26 protein-coding genes (1 of these 26 cut by a window edge) are annotated in these 22,387 nt (G+C 48.8%); 17 read left to right on the top strand and 9 right to left on the bottom strand.

Annotated elements, in window-relative coordinates; all coding sequences use genetic code 11:
• The 3 genes from OFAG_RS02015 to OFAG_RS02005 form a co-directional block, all read left to right on the top strand.
• Positions 1 to 423, top strand: partial view of a tetratricopeptide repeat protein gene (locus tag OFAG_RS02015; RefSeq protein WP_005878683.1) — the final stretch only. The gene continues 537 nt to the left of window position 1, outside the view; 423 of the gene's 960 nt are visible here — the last part of the coding sequence; the start codon falls outside the window, past its left edge; it ends in the stop codon at positions 421 to 423.
• Between the two features lie 120 nt (positions 424 to 543).
• Entirely contained in the window at positions 544 to 882 is a 339-nt protein-coding gene (locus OFAG_RS02010; protein ID WP_020994739.1) for a CidA/LrgA family protein, read from the top strand.
• Complete coding sequence (locus OFAG_RS02005; RefSeq protein ID WP_005878679.1) at positions 879 to 1,574, top strand: LrgB family protein; 696 nt, start codon at positions 879 to 881, stop codon at positions 1,572 to 1,574. The genes OFAG_RS02010 and OFAG_RS02005 overlap by 4 nt, the downstream gene beginning before the upstream one ends.
• 54 nt (positions 1,575 to 1,628) lie before the next feature.
• Here OFAG_RS02005 and OFAG_RS02000 read toward each other — a convergent pair whose 3' ends face one another.
• On the bottom strand, positions 1,629 to 2,639 hold the full coding sequence (locus tag OFAG_RS02000; protein ID WP_005878676.1) for an MBL fold metallo-hydrolase: 1,011 nt from the start codon (positions 2,637 to 2,639) through the stop codon (positions 1,629 to 1,631).
• Between the two features lie 438 nt (positions 2,640 to 3,077).
• Between OFAG_RS02000 and OFAG_RS14250 the strand changes: the two genes are divergently transcribed.
• The 3 genes from OFAG_RS14250 (at position 3,078) to OFAG_RS12690 (ending at position 4,375) form a co-directional block, all read left to right on the top strand.
• On the top strand, positions 3,078 to 3,317 hold the full coding sequence (locus tag OFAG_RS14250) for a hypothetical protein (RefSeq protein WP_005878675.1): 240 nt from the start codon (positions 3,078 to 3,080) through the stop codon (positions 3,315 to 3,317).
• Between the two features lie 3 nt (positions 3,318 to 3,320).
• On the top strand, positions 3,321 to 3,530 hold the full coding sequence (locus OFAG_RS12700) for a nitrilase-related carbon-nitrogen hydrolase (RefSeq protein ID WP_051346983.1): 210 nt from the start codon (positions 3,321 to 3,323) through the stop codon (positions 3,528 to 3,530).
• A gap of 434 nt (positions 3,531 to 3,964) precedes the next feature.
• A complete protein-coding gene (locus tag OFAG_RS12690; protein ID WP_147617726.1) occupies positions 3,965 to 4,375 on the top strand; it encodes a carbon-nitrogen hydrolase family protein in 411 nt (136 codons plus the stop codon).
• A gap of 143 nt (positions 4,376 to 4,518) precedes the next feature.
• On the opposite strand, the gene OFAG_RS01990 is transcribed toward OFAG_RS12690, so the two are convergent.
• The 3 genes from OFAG_RS01990 to OFAG_RS01980 form a co-directional block, all read right to left on the bottom strand.
• Complete coding sequence (locus tag OFAG_RS01990) at positions 4,519 to 5,181, bottom strand: GNAT family N-acetyltransferase (RefSeq protein WP_005878673.1); 663 nt, start codon at positions 5,179 to 5,181, stop codon at positions 4,519 to 4,521.
• Between the two features lie 63 nt (positions 5,182 to 5,244).
• Positions 5,245 to 6,528 carry a multifunctional CCA addition/repair protein gene (locus OFAG_RS01985; RefSeq protein WP_005878672.1) on the bottom strand — a complete coding sequence of 428 codons (1,284 nt, stop codon included), beginning with the start codon at positions 6,526 to 6,528 and terminating at the stop codon, positions 5,245 to 5,247.
• Positions 6,529 to 6,665: 137 nt separating this feature from the next.
• The gene (locus tag OFAG_RS01980; protein WP_005878671.1) at positions 6,666 to 8,579 is read right to left on the bottom strand and encodes a lytic transglycosylase domain-containing protein; all 1,914 of its coding nucleotides are present in this window, start codon (positions 8,577 to 8,579) and stop codon (positions 6,666 to 6,668) included.
• Between the two features lie 35 nt (positions 8,580 to 8,614).
• Between OFAG_RS01980 and OFAG_RS01975 the strand changes: the two genes are divergently transcribed.
• Both OFAG_RS01975 and waaC read left to right on the top strand, forming a co-directional pair.
• Complete coding sequence (locus tag OFAG_RS01975; RefSeq protein ID WP_005878670.1) at positions 8,615 to 9,211, top strand: 5-formyltetrahydrofolate cyclo-ligase; 597 nt, start codon at positions 8,615 to 8,617, stop codon at positions 9,209 to 9,211.
• 33 nt (positions 9,212 to 9,244) lie between these two features.
• On the top strand, positions 9,245 to 10,240 hold the full coding sequence (gene waaC / locus OFAG_RS01970; protein WP_005878669.1) for a lipopolysaccharide heptosyltransferase I: 996 nt from the start codon (positions 9,245 to 9,247) through the stop codon (positions 10,238 to 10,240).
• Positions 10,241 to 10,281: 41 nt separating this feature from the next.
• Here the strand turns inward: waaC and OFAG_RS01965 are convergent, their stop codons facing one another.
• The 3 genes from OFAG_RS01965 to OFAG_RS01955 are packed head-to-tail and all read right to left on the bottom strand — an operon-like array spanning position 10,282 to position 11,955.
• Positions 10,282 to 10,977, bottom strand: a complete 696-nt coding sequence (locus OFAG_RS01965; RefSeq protein ID WP_005878668.1) for a BON domain-containing protein — start codon at positions 10,975 to 10,977, stop codon at positions 10,282 to 10,284.
• On the bottom strand, positions 10,970 to 11,566 hold the full coding sequence (locus OFAG_RS01960; protein WP_005878667.1) for a phosphoheptose isomerase: 597 nt from the start codon (positions 11,564 to 11,566) through the stop codon (positions 10,970 to 10,972). The genes OFAG_RS01965 and OFAG_RS01960 overlap by 8 nt, the downstream gene beginning before the upstream one ends.
• 20 nt (positions 11,567 to 11,586) lie before the next feature.
• The gene (locus OFAG_RS01955) at positions 11,587 to 11,955 is read right to left on the bottom strand and encodes a YraN family protein (protein WP_005878665.1); all 369 of its coding nucleotides are present in this window, start codon (positions 11,953 to 11,955) and stop codon (positions 11,587 to 11,589) included.
• Positions 11,956 to 12,098: 143 nt separating this feature from the next.
• On the opposite strand from OFAG_RS01955, the gene rsmI reads away from it, so the two are divergent.
• Complete coding sequence (gene rsmI, locus OFAG_RS01950) at positions 12,099 to 12,971, top strand: 16S rRNA (cytidine(1402)-2'-O)-methyltransferase (RefSeq protein ID WP_040719318.1); 873 nt, start codon at positions 12,099 to 12,101, stop codon at positions 12,969 to 12,971.
• A gap of 37 nt (positions 12,972 to 13,008) precedes the next feature.
• On the opposite strand, the gene OFAG_RS01945 is transcribed toward rsmI, so the two are convergent.
• Positions 13,009 to 13,242 carry a helix-turn-helix domain-containing protein gene (locus tag OFAG_RS01945; RefSeq protein ID WP_005878661.1) on the bottom strand — a complete coding sequence of 78 codons (234 nt, stop codon included), beginning with the start codon at positions 13,240 to 13,242 and terminating at the stop codon, positions 13,009 to 13,011.
• Positions 13,243 to 13,654: 412 nt separating this feature from the next.
• On the opposite strand from OFAG_RS01945, the gene OFAG_RS01940 reads away from it, so the two are divergent.
• Positions 13,655 to 14,437 (top strand): EFR1 family ferrodoxin, encoded by a 783-nt coding sequence (locus tag OFAG_RS01940; RefSeq protein WP_005878659.1) that lies wholly within the window; start codon positions 13,655 to 13,657, stop codon positions 14,435 to 14,437.
• Between the two features lie 37 nt (positions 14,438 to 14,474).
• On the opposite strand, the gene OFAG_RS01935 is transcribed toward OFAG_RS01940, so the two are convergent.
• Complete coding sequence (locus OFAG_RS01935; RefSeq protein ID WP_020994734.1) at positions 14,475 to 16,325, bottom strand: potassium transporter Kup; 1,851 nt, start codon at positions 16,323 to 16,325, stop codon at positions 14,475 to 14,477.
• Between the two features lie 258 nt (positions 16,326 to 16,583).
• Between OFAG_RS01935 and ettA the strand changes: the two genes are divergently transcribed.
• From ettA to OFAG_RS01900, 7 genes are all read left to right on the top strand, one after another.
• Positions 16,584 to 18,251 (top strand): energy-dependent translational throttle protein EttA, encoded by a 1,668-nt coding sequence (ettA, locus tag OFAG_RS01930; RefSeq protein WP_005878654.1) that lies wholly within the window; start codon positions 16,584 to 16,586, stop codon positions 18,249 to 18,251.
• Between the two features lie 87 nt (positions 18,252 to 18,338).
• Positions 18,339 to 19,142, top strand: a complete 804-nt coding sequence (locus OFAG_RS01925) for an ABC transporter ATP-binding protein (protein ID WP_005878651.1) — start codon at positions 18,339 to 18,341, stop codon at positions 19,140 to 19,142.
• Positions 19,139 to 19,915: a lipid asymmetry maintenance ABC transporter permease subunit MlaE gene (gene mlaE, locus OFAG_RS01920; protein WP_005878649.1), complete on the top strand. Its 777-nt coding sequence runs from the start codon at positions 19,139 to 19,141 to the stop codon at positions 19,913 to 19,915. Before OFAG_RS01925 ends, mlaE begins: the two co-directional genes overlap by 4 nt.
• Positions 19,916 to 20,001: 86 nt before the next feature.
• Positions 20,002 to 20,457 (top strand): outer membrane lipid asymmetry maintenance protein MlaD, encoded by a 456-nt coding sequence (mlaD, locus tag OFAG_RS01915; RefSeq protein ID WP_005878647.1) that lies wholly within the window; start codon positions 20,002 to 20,004, stop codon positions 20,455 to 20,457.
• Between the two features lie 10 nt (positions 20,458 to 20,467).
• Positions 20,468 to 21,331 carry an MlaA family lipoprotein gene (locus OFAG_RS01910; protein ID WP_005878646.1) on the top strand — a complete coding sequence of 288 codons (864 nt, stop codon included), beginning with the start codon at positions 20,468 to 20,470 and terminating at the stop codon, positions 21,329 to 21,331.
• 27 nt (positions 21,332 to 21,358) lie between these two features.
• Positions 21,359 to 22,003 (top strand): MlaC/ttg2D family ABC transporter substrate-binding protein, encoded by a 645-nt coding sequence (locus OFAG_RS01905; protein WP_040719424.1) that lies wholly within the window; start codon positions 21,359 to 21,361, stop codon positions 22,001 to 22,003.
• A 23-nt stretch (positions 22,004 to 22,026) separates the two neighbouring features.
• Positions 22,027 to 22,287: an STAS domain-containing protein gene (locus OFAG_RS01900; RefSeq protein ID WP_005878642.1), complete on the top strand. Its 261-nt coding sequence runs from the start codon at positions 22,027 to 22,029 to the stop codon at positions 22,285 to 22,287.
• Positions 22,288 to 22,387: the final 100 nt, after the last annotated feature.

Below are 22,387 nucleotides of genomic sequence, written 5' to 3'. Positions count from 1 at the left end.
GCCTTCCATGAAGGTTATCTCAACGCAGGCAACCATCTTTCGGACATTTATTTTGAAGGAAAATACGTCGATAAAAATGTCGAACTCGGCCACCAGTGGTTGTGGAAAGTAGCCGATCGCGGCGATGAACGATCAATGGCCATTCTGGGGCATTATCTGATTACTGGCAGTCATGGCAAACAAGACCTTGAAACCGGACTCAAACTGATGCAACAGGCAATCGCCAGCCAGTTTCTTCCTGCCTATTTATGGCTTGGTACCCTTTATAAAAAAGGGAATGGTGTAGAACAGGATATCAAAAAAGCCTTCGATCTGTTCAGGGAAGGAATCCAGGCCGGGTGCAAGGATTGCGAAAAAGCCATATCGATGCTTCTGGCCGAACAAAACGCATCAAATTCAGGCACGCCCAAATCGTTTCATTAAAAAACGCGCTCGTTCCTCGAAAATTTTTCGAGTGTAATCTCATTTATTCCCTGATCCCCGGATTCATGAATAGTGTTATCGTATGCATGAATTCTGTCGTGCTTTTCACAAGGAATAAAAATGCTGCGCCAATGTTCAATTATTCTTATCTGTCTCGCCATTGCCGAATTGATCGTTCACGTTTTCCATATCAACTTTCCTTCTTCTCTTCTGGGAATGCTGATATTGACCTTTTCGCTTAAAACCGGTCTGGTCAAGCTGGAATGGGTAAAAGGTTTTTCCGATTTTCTGCTTGCTCATCTTGGCCTGTTTTTTGTCCCCCCCGGGGTCGCCTTGATGTTGTATCTGGGCGTCATAAAGGCACAGCTGATCCCGATCGCGCTGGCCACTCTCTTTAGCACCTTGCTTGTTCTTTTTGTCACAGGCTGGACCTATCAACTGATCCGCAAGATATTATGAGCGAATTTCTGCATAGCGAACTGTTTGCCGTCACGCTGACGATAGGCCTTTTCTGGGGCGCCCAGCTGATTCAGAAACGGCTTCAGTCGGTTATCCTGAATCCGATTCTCGTTGCTATCGTACTGATCATTCTCGTTCTGAAAGCGGGCGATATTTCTTATGAAACCTATTATGAAGGCGGAAAATATATCGAATTCCTGCTCAAACCGGCCATTGTCGCTCTGGGTGTTCCCCTTTATTTGCAAATCGAACAAATCCGGAAACAGGCCGTTCCCATTCTGGTCTGCCAACTGGCCGGCTGTATTGTCGGTGCCGTCTCTGCTTTCCTGATTGCTCATTATTGCGGATCGACACTGGAAGTCGCCATTTCCCTTTCGCCAAAATCGGCGACAACGCCTATTGCCATGGAAGTTTCCAAACTGATGGGAGGCATCCCATCCCTGACAGCTATCATTGTCATTCTAACGGGCATACTGGGCGCCATTTTCGGACTCAAATTCCTCAGGCTGGCCGGAGTCAAAAGCCCGATTGCCCAGGGACTCGCGCTTGGTGCGGCAGCCCATGCAGTCGGGACATCGCATGCCATGGAAAAAAACGTGAAACTCGGCGTTTATTCCAGTCTCGGACTTATTGTCAACGGTACTCTGACCGGCTTACTGACGCCGTACATTCTGCACGCTCTTGGCGTCTGACAGAAGATGCATCGAAAAACGCGTGAGTGCTTTAACACAAGATCTGCAAAACGGTTAAGCGGTGACAAAACGAATACGCCTGTTTTTTTCCCGCTTTTCCAGTTTATGCTGTTTCTCAAGATAATTAAGATGGGCAATGGCTTCTCCCATGGCAAACAGGCACTGATGGGCATCTGTAATATCCTTCTCGAACAAAATCGGCAATATTTCGCAAGCCGTACGCGGCACGGAACAGGCCGACAGTACCGCTTCACATCTTTTCCGGTGATGTTCTTCCAGAAAACCGACCCGTGAATGAATTCCGATAAAAGGACGTCCATGCGATGGCAAAACAAGCGTGTCTTCCGGCAATTTCCGGTACTCCCGGATTGAATCGAGAAAATCTTTCAACGGATTTCCTTCGGGACTGGACGCCATAACCGGAATATTGGTTGAAATACTGGGAAGCAGCATATCGCCTGAAATAAGCACATTCAATTTCCTGCAATAAAAAGAGGCATGCTCTACTGCATGCCCGTATCCGACGATCACTTCCCACACATGTTCGCCGATATGGATGAATTCCCCATTCCGCAAACGATGAAATGTCGCGGGAATGAGAGGACATCCATTGGCATACGCATTGCCACGCTCCCTGAGCGCCTCGAGCCGTGGATTATCCAGCCCATGCGATTCAAACAATCGGATCGTGGCATCGACAGAATAATTTCCCGACTGATTCCGGTAAGCCAAAGCAGACAAGTATTCCCCTTGCGTGATCCACAAGGGAGCCCCCGTTTTTTCTTCCAGCCACCCGGACAAACCGATATGGTCGGGATGATAGTGAGTCACCACTTGCCTTGCCAGATGGTATTTTTCCAGATGTTTTTCCCAGCATGCCTTGCCGCCGTCCCAGCTTACTCCGGTATCCACGGCACACCAGCCATCTGTGTCTTTGAGAAGCCAGACATTGACATGATTCAGTATGAAAGGCAACGGCATGCGCAACCATAAAATTTCTGGCGTGATTTTTGCCGCTGTTTCTATGGGAACTGTCTTGCCGAATGGATATCGGATTTCCGTCATGACATGGATATGGATGTATCTGGAAAAACAGAATTGTAGCGTCGATTCCCGAAAGCAGCCTTATTGTGAGCCCTTGTATTTACCGGAAAAGTGACAATGAGCAGACAGGTTAACTGGCAAAATACCTTTCATTCCGTTGCATTCAAAAAATCGAAAAGCAACAGGCTGAAATTCGTCATTCCGCTTTTGGCTTTTTTACGCTGCTTTTTCCGGGACTGTTTTCAGTACGAAACCATTTTTACCATAACAGCAGCCTGAAAATTATCGGCCAGATCAGAACGGCCAGAACTTCCACAATTGCCATCGGTATCCATGCCACTGTCTGCTCGCTGACCATGAACACAGAATGTCGCTTATCTGTCCGGGCTGTCCTTCTCCATCGCCACAACCGTCAAGCTGTCGACGATCACTCTTGCGCTGTACTGGAAAAAGCTGACAATGACAGAAGCCTTGCTTGGCATCACTGGTAGTACGATCACTTCCTTGTTCGCGGTTCTGGCAAATCCGTCGATTATGGGCACCAATGCGGTCTTTCCTTTGAGCACCCCGGGAATTGTCACTATTCCACTGGATTTTCTGATCATTTACATCGCGTCTCTGCTGACAGCCGACAAAGAAGCGGAAAAGAAATATGTGGAACTGTCGGTTTGTTCCCATAGCGGACTGGGTGCGGAATAAGTTGTGAAGGAATATAAAATAAATGACGACAAATGTCCGGAATTCAACGCGGCGGCAGTTCCGGCTGCTCCTGTAGTCCTGAACCGGGAAGCGACACTCGACAAAGTCGGAACCTTGCTGAAAGAAGCGGTGGAAAATGGCGCAAAACTGGTCGTTTTCCCCGAATCTTTCATCCCTCTTTTCCTATCTGGTGTCTTGCGCAGGCACCTATAGATCAGCATCTGTCTTTCATCAGATTTTACGAAAATGCACTGGATGTGGAGAGTAAGGCTTTTGAAAGATGGCAAAACCTTGCGAAAAAATACCATGCATTTCTCTCGATCGGCATAACGGAAAAATCCGGTTACAGCATGGGTGCGATGTGGAATACGAACTCACTCTTCGACAAAGGGTACGCTCCTTGGCAAACATCGCAAAATCATGCCTACCTGGGCTGAAAAACTGGTTCACAATTTTGGTGACAGTTTTTCCCTGCGCGTCCATGACATGACACGGGCATCGGAAAACCGGGGGTGCTGATTTGCGGTGAAAACCCCAATACACTGGCCCGATACAGCATGGTTGCATAGAGAGAACAAGTCTACATTTCAACCTATCCGCCCTGTTGGCCAACGATGCGCAAATCCGGCATTTCCGGCGGATACAATATGAAGGACGTAATCCATGCCAGAGCTGCCTCGCACGCATTCGAAGGAAAGGTTTTCAACATCGCGTCCTCCGGTATTCCGGACAACGACGCTATCGGCCAGGTAGCAGGAAATGATGAAACGTTAAGAGACTTTCTGAAAAACGCCTGTCCCGCTGTCACCATGATAGTGGGCCTGAATACGCTTCCGAACCGCTTGTTGGAACGGAAGAGAGTTTATGCCGATATCGGCAGGGAAATTGTCCTGAAAGGCGTTCACGACATTGTCGTCTCCTACCAGAGACTGGATATTTTCCGGCTTCATGTTAAGCGCGCCAGCCTGAAACCCGCTCATTTTTCCGGCGAACAAAGTCTCCCCACTGCAGAAAAAAGCATAAGTGAAGAAACCGTTACCATCCAGCCAGCAGGATAACCGGGGCAAGGGATAAACCCGCTCTTACTTTGAAAATACCGAAAAGCGAATTTAACATTCATCTGCTCAATTCGCTTTGGTTTCCAGGTAAAACAGGCAAAAACCGCCGAGGTGCCGTTTCCGTATTTTCAACGCCAGACAACTCACACCGAATCTGAAGAACGGTTGGATGACGGCACTGCCTTTTCACTCAAACCCAGTTTCCTGAGCCAGCGGACTATATCGCGCATTCTTCCATTCAGGGCATAATCCAGAGAAGCCACTCTTTCTTCTGCACTCTCCTTGCGGAGACTGTCCGGATCAAGGCTTGGCAAATGCAAATAACCATCCACTTCACCGTGATCCTTGTGGATTTTCATGCCGGCTTTCTCAGCTATGCACAACATCGGTTTGTTGGAAGCCAGACAATGAATATAAAGTGTATCGACATGATTGTTGCGGCAATGGAGGGTTGCCCGATCGAACAGTTTTGTGCCAACATTTTTACGTCTCATCGGTGCAGAAACGGAAACGCCGAATTCGGCAATCCGATCGGAACGACTTCCGTCCAGTGCCGGCAAGGCAACCGGATCCAGAAAGGCAAGGTGTCCTACACCGACAAGGTTGTAAGTACTTTCATATACGCCAAAAACAGTATCGCGGGAAAAATCGATCCCGTTAACGTACCGGGTAATGGCTTCGTCCGGCAAAACGGCACCAAAACGCAATCTCCTGTCAGACGCACTCAACCCCAGAAAATGATTAAGCATGAAAGGACGATCCTGTTCGGAAAGCTCCTTGATAAAAATAACAGGATTGTCTTTCATACACCCTTCTCCGTTCGCAACCGTTTGGGGACAAGTTTTCCAGACGGATCAAGAAGGCGGAAGCTAAGATGCTGCTTCTTTTTTTCCGACTTCGATTTTCTTGATATGTCCAAAACGCATGGCATTGACGGCATCGGCAGCGGCGTCAGCACGCGCATTATGCAAGGCACGCGGAATTTCTTCCGACGCATCCTCCATGGATTGAATAATGGCGGCCGCATCAATACTTCTCGCGGCATTCAGAACCATCATCCAGTAATCCCTCTGGGGAAACGGCACCTCCTCAAAACTGACTGTATCGGACTTGCGGCCGCGCAGATCGCATTCGGTGGCATTGATAACGTCAACAAACCGCTCCGGACGGCGGAAAGCATCGCACCGTTCGAGTACCATAACGGCCGTTTTTGCGCGCAACTCCGTACTCCGCCTGATATTGCCGTGTTCTCTCGCCGTCATGACGGCAATGTCCCGATACATGTTTGACACATGCAAACGGCGGCAGACGTTATCGACCAGCGCGGCTCCACGCTCTTCATGCGCACGGTGATGCGGCCACAAATTGGGCGGTGTCGTTCCTTTTCCAAGATCGTGCAACAGTACGGAAAAACGAACCGTTAAAGGATAATTTTTCTTCGCCGAATAATCGAGCGCCAGCAAAGTATGCTTTCCTGTATAAATCTCCGGATGATACTTTTCCGGTTGCGGAACATCCCATAACGCTTCGATTTCCGGAAAAAGACGCGCCAGTGCGCCACATTCATGCATGATGGCAATCATGCGCGAAGGTTTTTCTTCCATCAGCCCCTGAGACAATTCCTTCCAGACTCTTTCGGGTACAAGAGCGTCCACCTCCCCGGAAGCAACCATTTTCTTCATCAGCGCCATCGTTTCAGGCGCTACCGTAAAGTCCGTAAACCGGGCGGCAAAACGCGCCAGCCGAAGGATTCTGACCGGATCCTCACTGAATGCCTCCGATACATGACGGAAAATCTTGGCTTCGATATCTCTTTTTCCCCCAAACGGATCAATCAGCTCACCCTCTTCGGACATGGCCATTGCATTGATCGTCAAATCCCGACGGAGCAGGTCTTCTTTTAATGTTACCTCGGGAGAAGCGTGAAAAACAAATCCCTTGTAACCAGGCGCCACTTTCCGCTCTGTTCTTGCCAGCGCGTATTCCTGTTTTGTTTCGGGATGGAGAAAAACCGGAAAATCCTTGCCGACCGGTTTGAATCCCAAAGACAGCATTTCCTCGACAGCCGATCCGACCACGACATAGTCCCTGTCGTGTACAGGCCTTCCCATAACAGTGTCTCGTACAGCCCCACCAACGGTATATATTTTCATAAGCAGACTATTTGCCAGAGTAAATCCCGGTCAGGTAATTTCCTTTTCCGGGAAAACAATCCCATGCAATCTTCCAGTAATTGCAGCTTTTTATCTTCATTCCTGACTGATTAGATTATAAATGGTTTTGGGATTTTTCACGGAATGACATGACCAAGCCTCTTTTTCAGGGATTGGGGTTGCGCTTCAAAAAGAGCGGCATAATAAGTCGCATTGGACATGACGTTTTTGACATAATCGCGCGTTTCAGTAAACGGGATCGTTTCCGCAAATATGGCGCCGTCAACCGTTCTCGACAAGGTCGATCTCCATGTTTTCGGTCTTCCAGGTCCCGCATTATAGGCGGCTGTCGCCATCACCTGCGAGCCTTCAAGATCGTTCAGCACCATATTCAGATAGTTGGTACCCAGCAGAACATTGGTTTCCAGACTGTTGATTTTGCCGTGTCGATATCCCGTCAGGCCGATTTTTTTCGCCACGTATCTTGCGGTAGCCGGCATAAGCTGCATTAATCCCGATGCCCCAACAGCAGACCGTGCATTCATGACAAAACGGGATTCCTGCCTGACAAGGCCATAAGTCCAGGCCATGTCCAGACCAAGCTGTTCTGTTGCCACTTTAACGTTTTCCCTGAATGGCGTGGGAAAACGCTGCGTGAAATCGATTACGTTTTTGGTCCTGTCCGATGTATTGATCATTCTGTCCAGCAAATTCACTTTTCTCGCATATTCGGCAGCAGCCAGCAACTGGCGTTCATCCATCTTCCGAAGTTGCCAGTTCCATTCACGGATCCCCTCAAAACGCCAGTCCATCTTGAAGAATTTCTGGGCCAGCTGAAAACCGGAATTATCGGACATAGCCGCTATTTCCGATTCCGAAAAAAGCTTCCGTTCAGGCCGCGCATTGATTTTTCTACCCAGTTCTTCAAGGGCAAGCTGTCCATAAAAATGACACTGATCGGCAATAGAGGCAAACAGTTTGTGCGCCCTTTCCCGCTGTCCCTGAGCCAGAAGCGCACGACCTTTCCAGTAAATCCAAACCGGTTCTTTCTGCAGTGAGGGCGGCATCTGATTGATCCATTCATAAACCAGACGCCAATCTTCTTTTCGCAAGGCTGTTCTGACTTTCCATTCATGCGCATACATGGAAATATCCGCAGCAGATGCCTTTTTCCAGTATTCCAGTGCATCCGGAGACAAGGCAATGGAAGCAGGAAGAGCCATCATAGACCAGCCGAGTGCCTGTTCCTTTGCAGTAAGCGAAGGAAGCGCCTCATTGAAATATTGCAAAGCCATTTCCCGATCTTTTTTAGCGGTTCTTCCCAAAGCCAACAGGTAGATTTCGTGCGAATTCCTGTCCGCGCCAGGCCCCGCGCTCAAAACAGCAGCAGGCAATTCCAGAGCCTTCGATATGTCGGTCTTGGATACACCGGACAAGCCAGCGATACGTATTGCCAAGGCCGTCAGATTATTTTCCGCCGAAAGGCGGCTCTGATACCAGATATCGTCATCACCCAGCTGTTTTTTCTCCACCAGATCGGATATCAATGCATAACAAGCTTCCCCGTATTTCTTGGGCTTCGTCAAAAGAAGACGGGCTTCCCTAGCGACATTTACCCCCTTGGCTGCACGCGACATCAAGGCATAACATTTGACCTGTGTGTCGTCGTCCAGTTCAAACAGGGGATAGTGTTTATCAAAACTGTCCCAATTCCCGTTTTGGCCCAGAATCAGCAACCAGTCGTTTCTCAGTCTGTCTGCTATAGCACTCCCCTTATATCGGGACAAATAGGCATCAACTTCCGCTTCACTCGCATGAGGCAAATCCGATTTGAGAAGATAATAATCCACATACGATGGAACAGGATAATCGCGCAGGCTGTCGGCAAGACGCGCTGCCCGTGAAGCGTCCTGTTTCCGTGCAGCCTCTCTAAGCTGCCTGAACGTTTCGTCCTGCACGGATGTAGTTGCCAAATCCACAGAGGCTTCTGCACATGGAACCATGGCCAATGCTATTATCAGTAATAACACATTCCTGAATTTTGCAATCATAGAAACCTCTCACTTATTCAGTATTTACATTGTTTATGAGTTTAACACCAGACCCGGATGCCAAGCATGGTGAACCGTCAACACCTGCCGAAACCAAAAAAAACCTGCGGCAAACACTTCTTGAAACCAGAAAAAAAATAAGGCCCCTGGAACGTTCCCGTTTTGATCGGGAAATAGGAAATCAGGTCTCACTTTATTTGGCATCCCGTCATTTCACGACAATCGGTGTTTATCTGCCTATCCGTAACGAACCAGATCTGTCAACGTTATATGCCGAATTATCCGGCCGCATGCAATTGTCGCTCCCGGTTACGCTTGCCAAAGACCAACCGTTACAGTTCGTCCGATGGAAACCGGGCGATACCCTGATCAAGGGGGCATATAATGTTTCCATTCCTGAAAAACAGGAACCTGTCTCCATGCCCGAAATTCTGCTGATTCCCTGCGTCGGCTTTACATCCAGCCGTTTCCGGCTGGGATATGGTGGCGGCTTTTTCGACAGGACACTGGAAAAATATCCGGACACCCATACTGTTGGAATCGCTTATTCCCGCCTTTTGACCACATTCGAAACGGAAGAAAACGATATTCCCCTTCATTGCATTATTACCGAAACCGGAATTGTGCTTTAATTCAGGTTTTCTTCTATTGTCTGCACAAGTATCATGCGCATTCTGATTGTTCGGGTTTCTTCACTGGGCGATGTCGTTCACAATCTGCCGGTTCTGGCCGATATTCACCGCCACTATCCGGAAGCGGTTATCGACTGGGTCGTTGAAGAACCCTATGTCGGACTCGTACAGCAAAACAGACACGTCAATGAAGTTATCCCGTTTGCCCTGAGACGCTGGCGAAAAAACATTTTTACCCCATCGACAAGAAAGGAATTCCGGGAATTCCTTAACCAGCTGAAAAAACACTCATACGACTATATATTCGACACCCAGGGGCTGATCAAAACCGGGATAATTATGGGACTGGCACAAACCGGCGAAAACGGGAAAAAAGTCGGCCTCGCCCATAAAACGGACGGTTCGGGATATGAACCCTTGTCACGTCTTTTTCACACTCAAAGCATTTCTGTAGAAAAACACATCCATGTGGTTAGGCGGGGAAGGGAAGTCGTGGCCAAGGCTCTCGGCTATGCCATCGACACGCCTCCGGACTTTGGCCTTGTAACGCCCACGGCTTCTCCGGAATGGCTGACTACCCGACCTTACTGCGTTTTTTTTCACGGGACATCGCGTGAATCCAAGAAATGGCCCCAAAAAAACTGGGTGAAAATTGCGCCTCTCCTTACTGAACGCGGCCTTCGCATATTACTCCCATGGGGATCGTCGCGCGAAAAAGAAGAAGCCAAGCAGCTTTCCGCGGCGATTCCCGATTCTTCAGTATTGCCACAATTGACCATAGCAGATACTGTCACACTGACCGGAAAAGCCAGCTTTGTTGTCGGAGTCGATACCGGACTTTCTCATCTGGCCGCCGCTTTCGACAAGCCAACTGTCCAGATTTACTGCAACATCCCACGCTGGCGCACCTGTGCAGACTGGTCGCCTAATATCATCAGTCTGGGAGGCGAAAACGAGGTACCATCACTGGATGAGGTAAAACAGGCCGTCCAGAAACTGCTTGCGTCCCGGAATTGGAAATTGCCGTAACCGGAAAACCCCGGGACGGCAATCTGTATTTTCCTCAATCCCTATTGAGCATATCGTTCATCCACCGCTTCAGTCGCGTTCTGGTCTGTGTTTCTGGGAGCTGACAAGGTAGAAAGCCTCTGCAATTCCTGATCGCTGATATAGTCGAACACCTTTACGACCCGCTGTACTCCGCTTACCCCGCTCGCGACTCGCGCAGCCCGATCGCCTTCCTGTTCCGTGACGCGCCCCATCAAATAGACCGTACCCCGTTCCGTTACGGTTTTCAACGATTGGGAAAACAATTGCTTGTCATCAATAAAACTGGCCGCGACCTTGCCGGTTATCAGAGTATCGTTCGATCGGGACGTAAAGCTGGCAGGAGCTGCAATAGCCAGTTCATTAACGACCGATTCGACGTTTTCGATTTGTGCAATTGCATTGCCGACAGCCTGCTTCATCGCTTCGCTTTGCACTTCTCCGGTCAGCAGGACTTTACGGTTGAAACTGGTGACATTGACATGGCCTTTATCACCTACCATATTCGATGCCGTGTTTTCTCCTTTCAGCAAGATAACCTTGTCTTCCGTCTGCGCACCCAAAGTACGTCGATCTGTCGCTGCCATGGAACCACTGACAGCGCCACTTGCCATCATGACGGGAACACAGGCGGGCAGCGAGCACAACATTGCTCCTCCGAGAACAATCGTGGCAATGCGATATTTCCATGCTTTTCCTGCAGGGTTTTCTTTATTCATTTATGTCTTCTCCAAATAATGCCGCATCAATTCCATCGCACAAACAATGAATGACCAACAAATGAACTTCCTGAATACGCGCCGTTCTTTCATGCGGAACACAAATATGAACATCCGAATCGGACAGCATTGCTCCAATGTTTCCGCCCCCTTTGCCTGTCAGCGCAACGATATTCATTTCTCTTTCATGAGCGGCCTCGATAGCGGCGATAACATTTGAAGAATTGCCAGAAGTCGAAATCGCCAGCAACAGATCGCCCGGTTGGCCGAAAGCCTGAATCTGCTTGGCAAAAATGTCCTGATAACTGTAATCGTTTCCGACTGCCGTCAAAATAGAGGTGTCTGTCGTCAAGGCCATGGCAGGCAAGGGCAATCTTTCCTGTTCAAACCGTCCAACCAGTTCCGCTGCAAAATGCTGACAATCGGCAGCCGACCCACCGTTACCACAGGCAAGTATTTTATTACCCTGCGTCAAAACAGAAAACATCAAATCGGCAGCAGCGGCAATCGGTCCGGCCAGAACTTTGGCGGCTTTTTGCTTCAATTCGGCACTTTCTGTGAAGTGCCCCAGAATTCTTTGATTTCTCATCCGTGCTTTTCAATTAAAAATTATTCAACTTCGATAACATTTTTCAGCCATTGGCACTGATCGCCATCGAATGCAAGTACATCAAAACGGCACGCGGGAATACGATGGCTTCCGTGCAAATAAAACCTGGCAGCCCGGATCAGTTTTTGCTGTTTGGCGCGAGAAACACTGGCTGCGGCACTTCCAAAGGCAGGATACTTTCTTTTTCTTACCTCGACAAAAACCAGCACATCGTTATCCTGCATAATCAGATCAATTTCACCGAAACGACACCGGAAATTTCTTTCAACGACTTTCAGGCCTCGCTCTTCCAGAAAGAATAGCGCTTTTTCTTCAGCTTTATAACCAATAATCTGTTTTTCAGAAAGAATTCTAGAAGATGAAACCACGGGATTCGCTTTCAGTAACAATTCGATACAAACCTGCCAGAAACCATTCACTTGTATTTAAGAGCATGCTCCCTCACAATCACACCTAATAAACCATTGGCGAAAACGCGCGGAAGGAGTCATCGGTGCCAATACAGCAGCTCATGCAATCACTGTCACATCAGCATGTTCCCGAATCGACATTATATGTGATCGGTACGCCAATCGGTAACATGGCCGACATCAGCCTGAGAGCCCTGCATATTCTGGCAACGGCCGATGCCATCGCTTGTGAGGATACCCGGGTCACCAAAAATTTACTGAATGCCTACGGTCTGAACAAAGACCTCATCAGTGCCCATCAGCATAATGAACGTGAAGTAGCTGAAAAGCTGATAGGCCGCCTGAAAAACAGGGAAAGAATCGCACTGGTTTCGGATGCAGGCACACCTGCCGTCTCGGATCCTGGCGCAAAAATCGTCGATGCCGTCCGCAAGGAAAATCTGAATGTCGTCCCGGTTCCCGGCCCATCCGCTGCCATTACAGCGCTTTCCGCAAGCGGCTTTACCGATGAACATTTTCTGTTTATCGGTTTTTTACCAGTCAAGCCGCTCCAGCGTCACGCCTTCCTTGAAAAGCTGAAAGAGACTCCGGCAACACTCATCATTTATGAAGCGCCACATCGCGTGCAGGAAACGCTCAAGTCTCTGATCGATGTTTTTGAACCTTCCAGACAGATTGTCATCGCTCGTGAACTGACAAAGCTTTTTGAAGAAACATATCGCTGCCGCTTATCGGATACGGCCAAATGGATGGCAGAAGACGCCAACAGACGGAAAGGTGAATTTGTTCTGCTGATAGAAGGCGCACAAACTCAAATGGACAAAACCGATACAGAAGCAAAACGCATTTTGTCCATACTGCTGGATCAACTGCCACCCAGTTCAGCCGCCGCCCTTGCCGCAAAAATTACGGGAACCAAAAAAAACAAGCTGTATGAACTCGCTCTGGAACTTAAAAATTCTGCCGCCGACTAAAAAACCTGTTGACAAAAACTACAGAAAAAACGGTTTTTCAAATATCTTCATAATTCCTGAACGCCATTCCCGATCCCTCAAAAACCCGCAGGCAAATATCGATATCTTTTTCACTCAGATTTTTCAGCCAATCCCGGCGAAATGGTGAAAACGCCTGCTCAATCAGATCGGCTATTTGCAAACCCATGTCGGTTAAAGTCAGGATTTTTGCGCGTCTGTCATTTTCATCTGCGACCCACTTCAGCAATCCGGTTTCCATCAACTGATCCATCCTCCTCACCCGTCAGGAAAACGCCAGATCCAGAAATTCCACTACCTCGCCCAATCGCACATGATTACCCATCCGGCTTACCATGAAGACAGACAGTGCCACAAGCCTGTGAAAGGCACACCCCGGAACACGCCTGACTGTGCCGGTTTTACAAACTGTCGCAGGTTAAACCAACGTCATCAGCTTCATTCTCTTGCAATCGTCATCATCCATTTCCGGAAACAATTTGCCTTCCAATTATTGGAATCAAAAGTATTGCCGCGCTTGTCAAATCATGTCAAGCCTCTGATTTCGTTTCCGGATTCAACCATACAGCGGCTTTTCAGAATTGCTTCATCAAATAGCGGATTTAGGCATGACGATCGTATATACTTTACTTCATTCCGCGACATCAGAAGAAAAGGAGACGAAGATGCAGTCAAGCGAAATCGAACTCGTTTATTTCAGCGCAACGGGAACAACGAGAAAAATCATCCAGACGATAGGTAAAACGCTTCCAATCCCAAAAAACGACCGTAATCTTTTACTCAATCCGATCCGCAACGACATTTCCATGGCAGCCGATCATCTGACTGTTGTCGCCATGCCGGTTTATAACGGAAGACTCCCCGATTATTGTACGCAAAGCCTGATGCACCTGAAAGGAAACGGTACACCAGCCATAGCTGTCGTCGTTTACGGCAATCGTGAATACGACGACGCCCTGCTGGAACTGAAAACCCTGCTCGAGAAAAATGGCTTCATCGTTTTAGGGGCAGCCGCTTTTATTGCACGTCACTCGATTTTTCCGCAGGTAGCGACAGATCGTCCGGATGAAAACGACCTGGCGCTTGTCAAAGATTTCACAAATCGCTGCATCGAAAAACTCACATCCTCTTCTACAGTCAGCGACTTCAAGCCTTTTGAAGTCAAAGGCAATTTCCCTTACAAGGAAGCCCGATCCGTTCCCATGAAGCCCTCTTCAGGGGAAGATTGCAACGTCTGCGGCACATGCGCCCAGATCTGCCCTGTCCATGCCATTACGGTTTCCGATACAAAAACCCAAACCGACGAAAATCTGTGCATCTCTTGCGGGGCGTGCATTACGGCCTGCCCGAGCGAATCGCGGCAATACAGGGGCGAGGATTACGAAAAATTCAAAGGCAAATTTATAGAACGTTTCAGCCGGCGCAAGGAACCGGAGTGGTTTCTCTGAACTTTAAAGAAAAAAGAGCCGGGAAATCCGGCTCAATTCATATCTCGACACGGGCGCCCAGCTCGATTACCCGGTTGGCCGGAATCTGATAATAGTCTGCTGCACTGCGTGCATTCCGGGAAATCCAGATAAACAAATGCTCACGCCATTTGACCATTCCCGATTTAGGCGATGGAACCAGCGTTTGTCTCGACACAAAAAACGATGTGGACATCATGTCAAAGCTGTAGCCGTGTTCCTGGCAAAGCTCAAGTACTTTCGGGATATCGGGCTCATTCTTGAACCCGTAATACACATCAATTTGGTAACACTGATGCCCCAGTTCATGAATCTGCACCCGTTCCCATCTGGGAACCCAGGGCACTTCCTGGGTATGGATCGTCAGGAAAAACACCCTTTCATGCAATACCTTGTTATGCGACAGATTATGCAATAAGGCCTGAGGAACCCCATCGTTTTCGCCCCGCAGGAAGACAGCAGTTCCCTTGACCCTCTGAGGGGGAGCAAAAAACAGGGATTGCAGGAAAGAATCGAGCGGAATGGCATGCTTTCTCTGGCTTGCACCCACAAGCTTCCGACCACGCCGCCACGTCAACATAAGAATAAAGAGGATACATCCCAAGGCAAGCGGGAACCACCCTCCACTCGTAATCTTCAGAACATTCGACGAAAAAAGGAAAATGTCTATCACAAAAAAACAGGCCGCTATAGCTAAAGCAGCAAAGAAATTCTGTTTCCAGTGATAATACATGACGAAAAACAGGAGCACCGTTGTAATCGTCATGGTACCGGTCACAGCGATACCATAAGCTCCGGCCAGATTATCCGACGATCCGAAACCGATAATGGCCAGCAGCACGGCTATCATTTGCAGCCAGTTCACAGTAGGGATATAAACCTGTCCGATTTCTGAAGCGGATGTATGCACGATTTTCATGCGTGGCAAAAGGCCCAGACCGATTGCCTGACGGGTAATGGAAAAAGCGCCGGAAATGGTTGCCTGTGACGCAACGATAACGGCAATTGTTGAAATGAACACAAGCGGATAAATACTCCACGACCCAAGCTGCTGAAAAAAAGGATTGGAAATAGCGGCCGGATTCGAAAGCAACAAACCGCCCTGTCCGAGATAGTTCAGAGACAGGGCAGGAAAAATCAGCATGAACCAGGCACGTCTGATCGGGCCTGAGCCAAAATGTCCCATATCGGCATAAAGAGCTTCCGCGCCAGTGAAAGCCAACACGATAGCCCCCAGCGCGACAAATGCGATCGTGGCATTATCGTGAACGAAATGCCACGCATTCAGGGGATTGAGCGCCACGAGAATTTGGGGCGCCGCGACGATATTTATGATCCCCATAACGGCCAGTGCCAGAAACCAGACAATCATCAGTGGCCCTACCCATCTGCCGATTCCGGCTGTACCGGTTGATTGAATGGCGTAAAGTGCAACCAGTATGCCGATGGCAATAGGAACGATATAAGGTTTGAAAAATGGCGTGGCCACTTCCAGACCCTCTGTTGCCGACAAAACTGAAATTGCCGGCGTAATGACACTGTCTCCGTAAAACAGGGCGGCTCCGAAAACCCCCATCATCAGCAAGGGAAGATGCCATTTCGATTTTTCGGGAAGAGAATTGTGGGCCAGCGCTACCAGCGCCAGTATCCCGCCTTCCCCACGGTTATCCGCCTTCAACATCATGTAAACATATTTGAGGCCGACCACAATGATCAAACCCCAGATAATCAGGGAGATGACGCCAATGATATTCTCCGGAATCAGTGCAAGCCCGTGCTCTTCGATGAATACGGCTTTCATCGTATACAAAGGACTGGTCCCGATATCGCCGTAAACAATGCCGATTGCAGCAATCGTCATTGCAGCCATGCCATGTTTTTCCGGTTTTATCGCCAATTCAATACCCAATTCATTATCGTAACGTTCGCACGATAGGATAAACTTGAGCGAAAAGCAAATAAATACGCCTCATTTTTATCCAACTAGGCATAATTGCTTCAATCTGTTTGAGGACGTTTTCGTTTCAGCTGTTTGCGCAAGTTTTTGGCGCATGATATTTTTGATTTTGTCCAAACAGAAGAGATACATTCACTTTCCCGGTTTTTTTCGACATTAAGACAGATCACGATGGCTCAATACGTTTTTACGATGAACCGTGTCGGCAAGGTCGTTCCGCCGAAACGTCAAATACTGAAAGACATTTCCCTTTCCTTTTTCCCAGGCGCAAAAATCGGTGTACTCGGTCTGAACGGCTCGGGCAAATCAACCCTTTTGAAAATTATGGCCGGAATCGATCATGACATTCAGGGTGAAGCGATTCCGATGCCCGATATCAAGATAGGGTACATGCCACAGGAACCCGAGCTGGATCCGGAACAAACAGTACGTGAGGCGGTTGAATCCGGATTGGGCGAAATCCTTGAGGCGCAAACAAAACTTGACGCTGTCTATGCAGCCTATGCAGAACCCGATGCAGACTTCGATGCTCTTGCAACAGAACAGGCCCGGCTGGAAGCCATTATTGCTGCCGCAGACGGTAGCAAAACGGAACAGCAAATGGAAATGGCAGCCGACGCTTTACGTCTGCCTCCCTGGGATGCCAAAATCAAAATACTGTCCGGGGGAGAAAAAAGACGCGTCGCGCTCTGCCGCCTCCTGTTATCCAAACCGGACATGCTGTTGCTGGACGAACCGACCAATCATCTTGATGCCGAGTCTGTTGAATGGCTGGAGCAGTTTCTTCATCGCTTTCCCGGTACAGTCGTGGCCATTACCCATGACCGCTATTTTCTCGACAATGCCGCGGAATGGATTCTTGAACTGGATCGGGGGCAGGGCATTCCATGGAAAGGCAATTACAGTTCATGGCTTGATCAGAAAAATATCAGGCTGAAACAGGAAGAGCAAAAAGAATCCGCACGTCAGAAAACGATTGCCAAGGAATTGGAATGGGTCAGGCAAAATCCGAAGGGAAGGCAAGCCAAAAGCAAGGCAAGACTTGCCCGTTTCAACGAATTATCCGAATACGATTACCAGAAACGGAACGAAACACAGGAAATCTTCATTCCAGTTGCTGAAAGGCTTGGAAACGATGTTATTGAATTCCGTAATGTCAGCAAAAGTTTTGGCGACCGGCTCCTGATCGACAATCTCAGTTTCATCATACCTGCCGGAGCCATCGTCGGTGTGATCGGCCCGAACGGCGCCGGGAAATCCACCTTGTTCCGGATGATTGTCGGGCAGCAACAACCCGATCAGGGTGAAATCCGGATTGGAAAAACCGTCAGGCTGTCCCTGGTCGATCAGTCGAGAGAAACGCTCGACAATAACAAAACAGTGTTTGAAGACATCAGCAACGGTACCGATCTGATATCAGTCGGTCGCTTTGAAATGAATGCCCGCGCCTATCTGGGGCGTTTCAATTTCAGGGGAAGTGACCAGCAAAAAAAAGTCGGCCAGCTCTCCGGTGGCGAAAGAGGCCGCCTTCATCTGGCAAAGACCTTGACGATGGGCGGGAATGTCCTGCTTCTGGATGAACCATCCAATGACCTTGATGTCGAAACACTGCGTGCGCTGGAAGACGCGCTGCTGGAATTTGCCGGCAGTGTCATTGTCATTTCACATGATCGCTGGTTCCTTGACCGGATTGCCACGCATATTCTGGCATTTGAAGGCGATTCGCAAGTCATGTTTTTCGAGGGCAATTACCAGGAATATGAAGCTGACAAGCGTAAACGTTTGGGTGAAGAAGGCGCGAAACCAAAACGATTGCGTTACAAACCGGTCACACGTTAAATTTAAACAACCGCAACTTGTAAAAACTTTCTTCTATCGGTATCGGTAGATTACAATACGAGATTAACTATAACTACGAATCGTACTGTGTCCAATATTGTTGAAATTCGCGATCTGGTTTTCGGATATGGAGAACGCGAAATCCTCTCCGGCATCAACATGACCTTTCCGCGCGGAAAAGTCGTCGCCATTATGGGAGGTTCCGGTTCCGGAAAAACCACCATACTGCGACTTATCGGCGGACAGTTGATTCCGAAAAACGGCGAAGTAATTGTTGATGGCGAACCCGTTCAGGCATTGGAAACCGTTTCGTTATATAAACTCAGGCGAAAAATGGGCATGCTGTTCCAGTACGGTGCGTTGTTTACCGACTTGTCCGTATTCGAAAACGTTGCTTTTCCACTGCGTGAACAAACCGATTTGCCGGAAGAACTGATTCATGATCTCGTACTGATGAAACTGAATGCGGTCGGCTTGCGCAACGCGGCAGATCTGATGCCCAGTGAAATTTCCGGCGGCATGGCCCGTCGCGTCGCACTGGCGAGAGCCATTGCGCTGGATCCCCAGTTGATCCTTTATGATGAACCCTTCGCCGGGCTGGATCCTATTTCCATGGGAGTAACCGCCAACCTGATCCGGAAACTCAACGATACCCTTCATTCGACCTCTGTACTGGTTTCGCATGACGTCACGGAATCTTTTTCCATTGCCGACTATGTCTATTTCATTTCGTCCGGAAAAATCGTTGCTCATGGCACTCCAGCCGAAATGATGGAATCGACCGATCCTTATGTGCACCAGTTCGTTCATGCAGAAGCGGACGGTCCCGTTCCGTTCCACTATCCCGGCCCGTCGATGGCCGCCGATCTCGGGCTGGAGAAGGCATCATGAGCAACTTTATCAGCAATCTGGGATATAAAACGCGCAAGTCAATCAATGATATCGGTTATGCCACCCGTATTTTCCTGTCTTTGATACGCGCGCTTCCACAAGTCCTGAAACGTCCCCGCCTGATAACGGATCAGATTTTTTTCATCGGAAACAAATCACTGATCATTATCTGCGTATCCGGGCTGTTTGTCGGTTTCGTACTGGGCCTTCAGGGCTATTACATTCTCGTCCGGTACGGCTCGGAGCAGGCTCTGGGTGTTCTTGTCACCCTGGCATTAACCCGTGAACTGGGACCCGTCGTGACCGCCCTGCTTTATGCCGGCAGGGCCGGCACGTCCCTGACCGCTGAAATCGGACTGATGAAAGCGGGAGAACAACTGGCAGCCATGGATATGATGGCAGTCAATCCGGTAAAACGCATCCTGGCGCCGCGGTTCTGGGCCGGGATTGTTTCCATGCCGATTCTGGCGACTCTTTTCAGTGCGGCAGGCGTAATCGGTGGTTACATCGTCGGGGTTATCCTGATTGGAGTGGATGATGGTGCATTCTGGTCGCAAATGCAGGAAGGCGTCGATATCTGGAACGATATCGGCAATGGCGTGATCAAAAGTCTTGTTTTCGGGTTCGCTGTCACCTTCATGGCATTGTTTCAAGGTTACGAATCCAGACCGACCCCGGAAGGAGTCTCAAGTGCGACAACGAGGACGGTCGTTTATTCATCCTTGCTGGTTTTGTGGCTGGATTTCATCATGACAGCCTTAATGTTTAATTAATTTCTAATTCACCTTTTAGATAAAACAAAATCAACCTTATAATGAGTTTTATCGAAAGAGCGGATGCATTGACAGAGGTATAACTCATGCAGCGTAAATCATTGGATATCTGGGTCGGCCTTTTTGTATTGCTCGGCGCCGTTGCACTGATGTTTCTGGCTCTCAAAGCGGGAAACATGAGTTCGTTTTCTTTTGAAAAAACGTACACGGTTTCGTCGCGCTTCGACAACATCGGCGGATTGAAACCGCGCGCACCGGTTAAAAGCGCCGGTGTCGTTGTCGGAAGAGTCGGTGATATTTCTTTCGATGATCAGGACTTTCGCGCCCTTGTCACGCTCCAGTTGCAGGAACGCTACAAATTTCCCAAAGACAGCAGCGCAAAAATCCTGACGTCCGGTTTATTGGGCGAACAATATGTGGGTATCGAACCGGGCGGCGATGAAGCCAGTCTTGCCTCCGGTGACCAGATCAAAATGACGCAGTCCGCCATTGTTCTGGAAAATCTGATCAGTCAATTTATTTACAGCAAAGCTGCAGAATAAAGGTAATCTTATGAGCCGTTTGAAACGTCTAGCAAAACCCGCCGCCGCCATAACGGTAGCCGCTTTATTGACAACCGGTTGCGCGACAAACAACCCCAACGATCCGTTTGAAAACTACAACCGGGTCATGTTTACCGTCAACGAGGCATTCGACCATACTGTTTTCAAACCTGCAGCGACCATTTACAACTACGTATTGCCTGACATTGTCCAGACGGGCGTTACCAATTTCTTCGGAAATATTGCCGACGTTTGGACTGCTTTCAATAACTTTTTGCAAGGCGAGGGCGAAAAAGGGCTTTCCGATGTCACCCGTGTCACAGTCAATACGATTTTCGGTCTGGGCGGACTGATTGATGTCGCCTCCAACCTCAAACTGACGAAACACCATGCCGATTTCGGACAAACACTGGGTGTGTGGGGCATGGAATCAGGTCCTTATGTCGTGCTTCCAATTCTGGGGCCTTCCACCTTGCGGGATACCATTGCATTGCCTGCTGAATGGTACGGTGACCCATGGACCTATGTCGACAATATCCGTCTGCGAAATGCCGGCATTGTCGTGAGAGCAGTGAACTATCGCGCGGCCTTGCTGGATGCCTCTTCGCTCGTTGACGATGCTTCTTTGGACAAATACGTATTCCTGCGCGACGCCTTCCTGCAACGGCGCTATCAACAGGTTCATGGAAAGGACAATGACGACGGCGAATGGGTCGAAGTTTCCGCGTCCGAACCTTTTATCAAGCCTGAAACTGTTGTCCCCAGAAAGACGCCGGATATGGAAAACAAACCGGAAGAAAACGTTCCCGCTCTTGAAAAAGAAGAGACCGGAACAGCGGTACCTGCAAAAACATCTGTTGTACCTGTCAATTAACCATTATTTGTCATGACGCTGAAAAAAATGAAAATTTTCAAAAACTGGATAGTCTTTTTGATGGCTTTCTGCATGTTGGGTTTGTCAGTTGCTGCCAATGCAATGGAAGCTCCCGATACATTGGTCAAACGGATCAGCAAGGAAGTCATGGATGCGGCCAAAGCCAACAAGCAAATCAAAAAAGGCGATCAGAAGCAGATTTACGTTCTTGTTGAAAACAAAATTTTTCCTCATGTCGATTTTCAACGCATGACTTCTCTGGCAGCCGGCCGTTACTGGCGTCAGGCAACTCCGGCGCAAAAAGAACAGTTGACCAAGGAATTTCGTGATTTGCTGGTTTATACCTATTCCAACGCCATTTCGAAAGTGGACAACCAGCGCCTTGAATTCAAACCCCTGCGTATGAGCCCGAACGCGACAGACGTGGTGGTTTATTCCAGAATTATCCAGCCTCGCGGTGGCGAACCGATTGAACTCAGTTATCGCATGGAAAAAACCGACAACGGCTGGAAAATTTACGATGTCAATGTATTGGGTGCCTGGCTGGTTGAAACGTACAAAGGCACTTTCGCCAGCGAAATCAGCCGTTCCGGCATCGACGGGCTGATCCGCGTGCTTGCCGAGAAAAACAAACAGCTTGCGTCCGGCAAACCCGCCAACCCGGCAAAATAAATGAAACTGAAAGTGGTCCATTCATGTCTTTCGCCATCACCTCGCTGAACTTTGCCAACGCAAAAAACGTCCTTCAGGAAGGATTGAAGGCGATTGCGCGCGGAGAACATGAATGCGACCTTCAAAATCTGGCCCAGATTGATTCCGCCAGTGTGGCTGTTTTGCTTGCCTGGCAGCGAGCGGCTCAACACAACCATTCTTCCCTTCGATTTGTCAACACTCCGGAAAGCCTTGTCAATCTCGCTTCGTTATATGGGGTAAATAATCTTTTGACCTTTTCGTAAACCCGTTTTTCGTTCCCCATCTGTTTGATGAACCGTCCCAAGTCATCTGTTTTGTCCTTTAAAATCCAGGTAAACTGAACGAGTCCCCCCTTCTTTTACG

It is taken from the genome of Oxalobacter paraformigenes (assembly GCF_000158475.2).
GTDB lineage: Bacteria > Pseudomonadota > Gammaproteobacteria > Burkholderiales > Burkholderiaceae_D > Oxalobacter > Oxalobacter paraformigenes.
This window is presented reverse-complemented; position numbering and strand designations above follow the sequence as displayed.

Coding starts and splice junctions, on each gene's coding strand:
- waaC (WP_005878669.1), top strand. CDS start 9,245: ATGCGCATTCTGATTGTTCGGGTTTCTTCACTGGGCGATGTCGTTCAC.
- rsmI (WP_040719318.1), top strand. CDS start 12,099: ATGCAATCACTGTCACATCAGCATGTTCCCGAATCGACATTATATGTG.
- OFAG_RS01975 (WP_005878670.1), top strand. CDS start 8,615: ATGAGTTTAACACCAGACCCGGATGCCAAGCATGGTGAACCGTCAACA.
- OFAG_RS01985 (WP_005878672.1), bottom strand. CDS start 6,528: ATGAAAATATATACCGTTGGTGGGGCTGTACGAGACACTGTTATGGGA.
- OFAG_RS01980 (WP_005878671.1), bottom strand. CDS start 8,579: ATGATTGCAAAATTCAGGAATGTGTTATTACTGATAATAGCATTGGCC.
- OFAG_RS01935 (WP_020994734.1), bottom strand. CDS start 16,325: ATGGCTGCAATGACGATTGCTGCAATCGGCATTGTTTACGGCGATATC.
- OFAG_RS01905 (WP_040719424.1), top strand. CDS start 21,359: ATGAAAATTTTCAAAAACTGGATAGTCTTTTTGATGGCTTTCTGCATG.
- OFAG_RS01900 (WP_005878642.1), top strand. CDS start 22,027: ATGTCTTTCGCCATCACCTCGCTGAACTTTGCCAACGCAAAAAACGTC.
- OFAG_RS01910 (WP_005878646.1), top strand. CDS start 20,468: ATGAGCCGTTTGAAACGTCTAGCAAAACCCGCCGCCGCCATAACGGTA.
- OFAG_RS12690 (WP_147617726.1), top strand. CDS start 3,965: ATGAAGGACGTAATCCATGCCAGAGCTGCCTCGCACGCATTCGAAGGA.
- mlaE (WP_005878649.1), top strand. CDS start 19,139: ATGAGCAACTTTATCAGCAATCTGGGATATAAAACGCGCAAGTCAATC.
- OFAG_RS01945 (WP_005878661.1), bottom strand. CDS start 13,242: ATGGATCAGTTGATGGAAACCGGATTGCTGAAGTGGGTCGCAGATGAA.
- OFAG_RS01960 (WP_005878667.1), bottom strand. CDS start 11,566: ATGAGAAATCAAAGAATTCTGGGGCACTTCACAGAAAGTGCCGAATTG.
- OFAG_RS01940 (WP_005878659.1), top strand. CDS start 13,655: ATGCAGTCAAGCGAAATCGAACTCGTTTATTTCAGCGCAACGGGAACA.
- OFAG_RS14250 (WP_005878675.1), top strand. CDS start 3,078: ATGACAGAAGCCTTGCTTGGCATCACTGGTAGTACGATCACTTCCTTG.
- OFAG_RS02005 (WP_005878679.1), top strand. CDS start 879: ATGAGCGAATTTCTGCATAGCGAACTGTTTGCCGTCACGCTGACGATA.
- OFAG_RS01990 (WP_005878673.1), bottom strand. CDS start 5,181: ATGAAAGACAATCCTGTTATTTTTATCAAGGAGCTTTCCGAACAGGAT.
- OFAG_RS02010 (WP_020994739.1), top strand. CDS start 544: ATGCTGCGCCAATGTTCAATTATTCTTATCTGTCTCGCCATTGCCGAA.
- ettA (WP_005878654.1), top strand. CDS start 16,584: ATGGCTCAATACGTTTTTACGATGAACCGTGTCGGCAAGGTCGTTCCG.
- OFAG_RS01965 (WP_005878668.1), bottom strand. CDS start 10,977: ATGAATAAAGAAAACCCTGCAGGAAAAGCATGGAAATATCGCATTGCC.
- mlaD (WP_005878647.1), top strand. CDS start 20,002: ATGCAGCGTAAATCATTGGATATCTGGGTCGGCCTTTTTGTATTGCTC.
- OFAG_RS02000 (WP_005878676.1), bottom strand. CDS start 2,639: ATGACGGAAATCCGATATCCATTCGGCAAGACAGTTCCCATAGAAACA.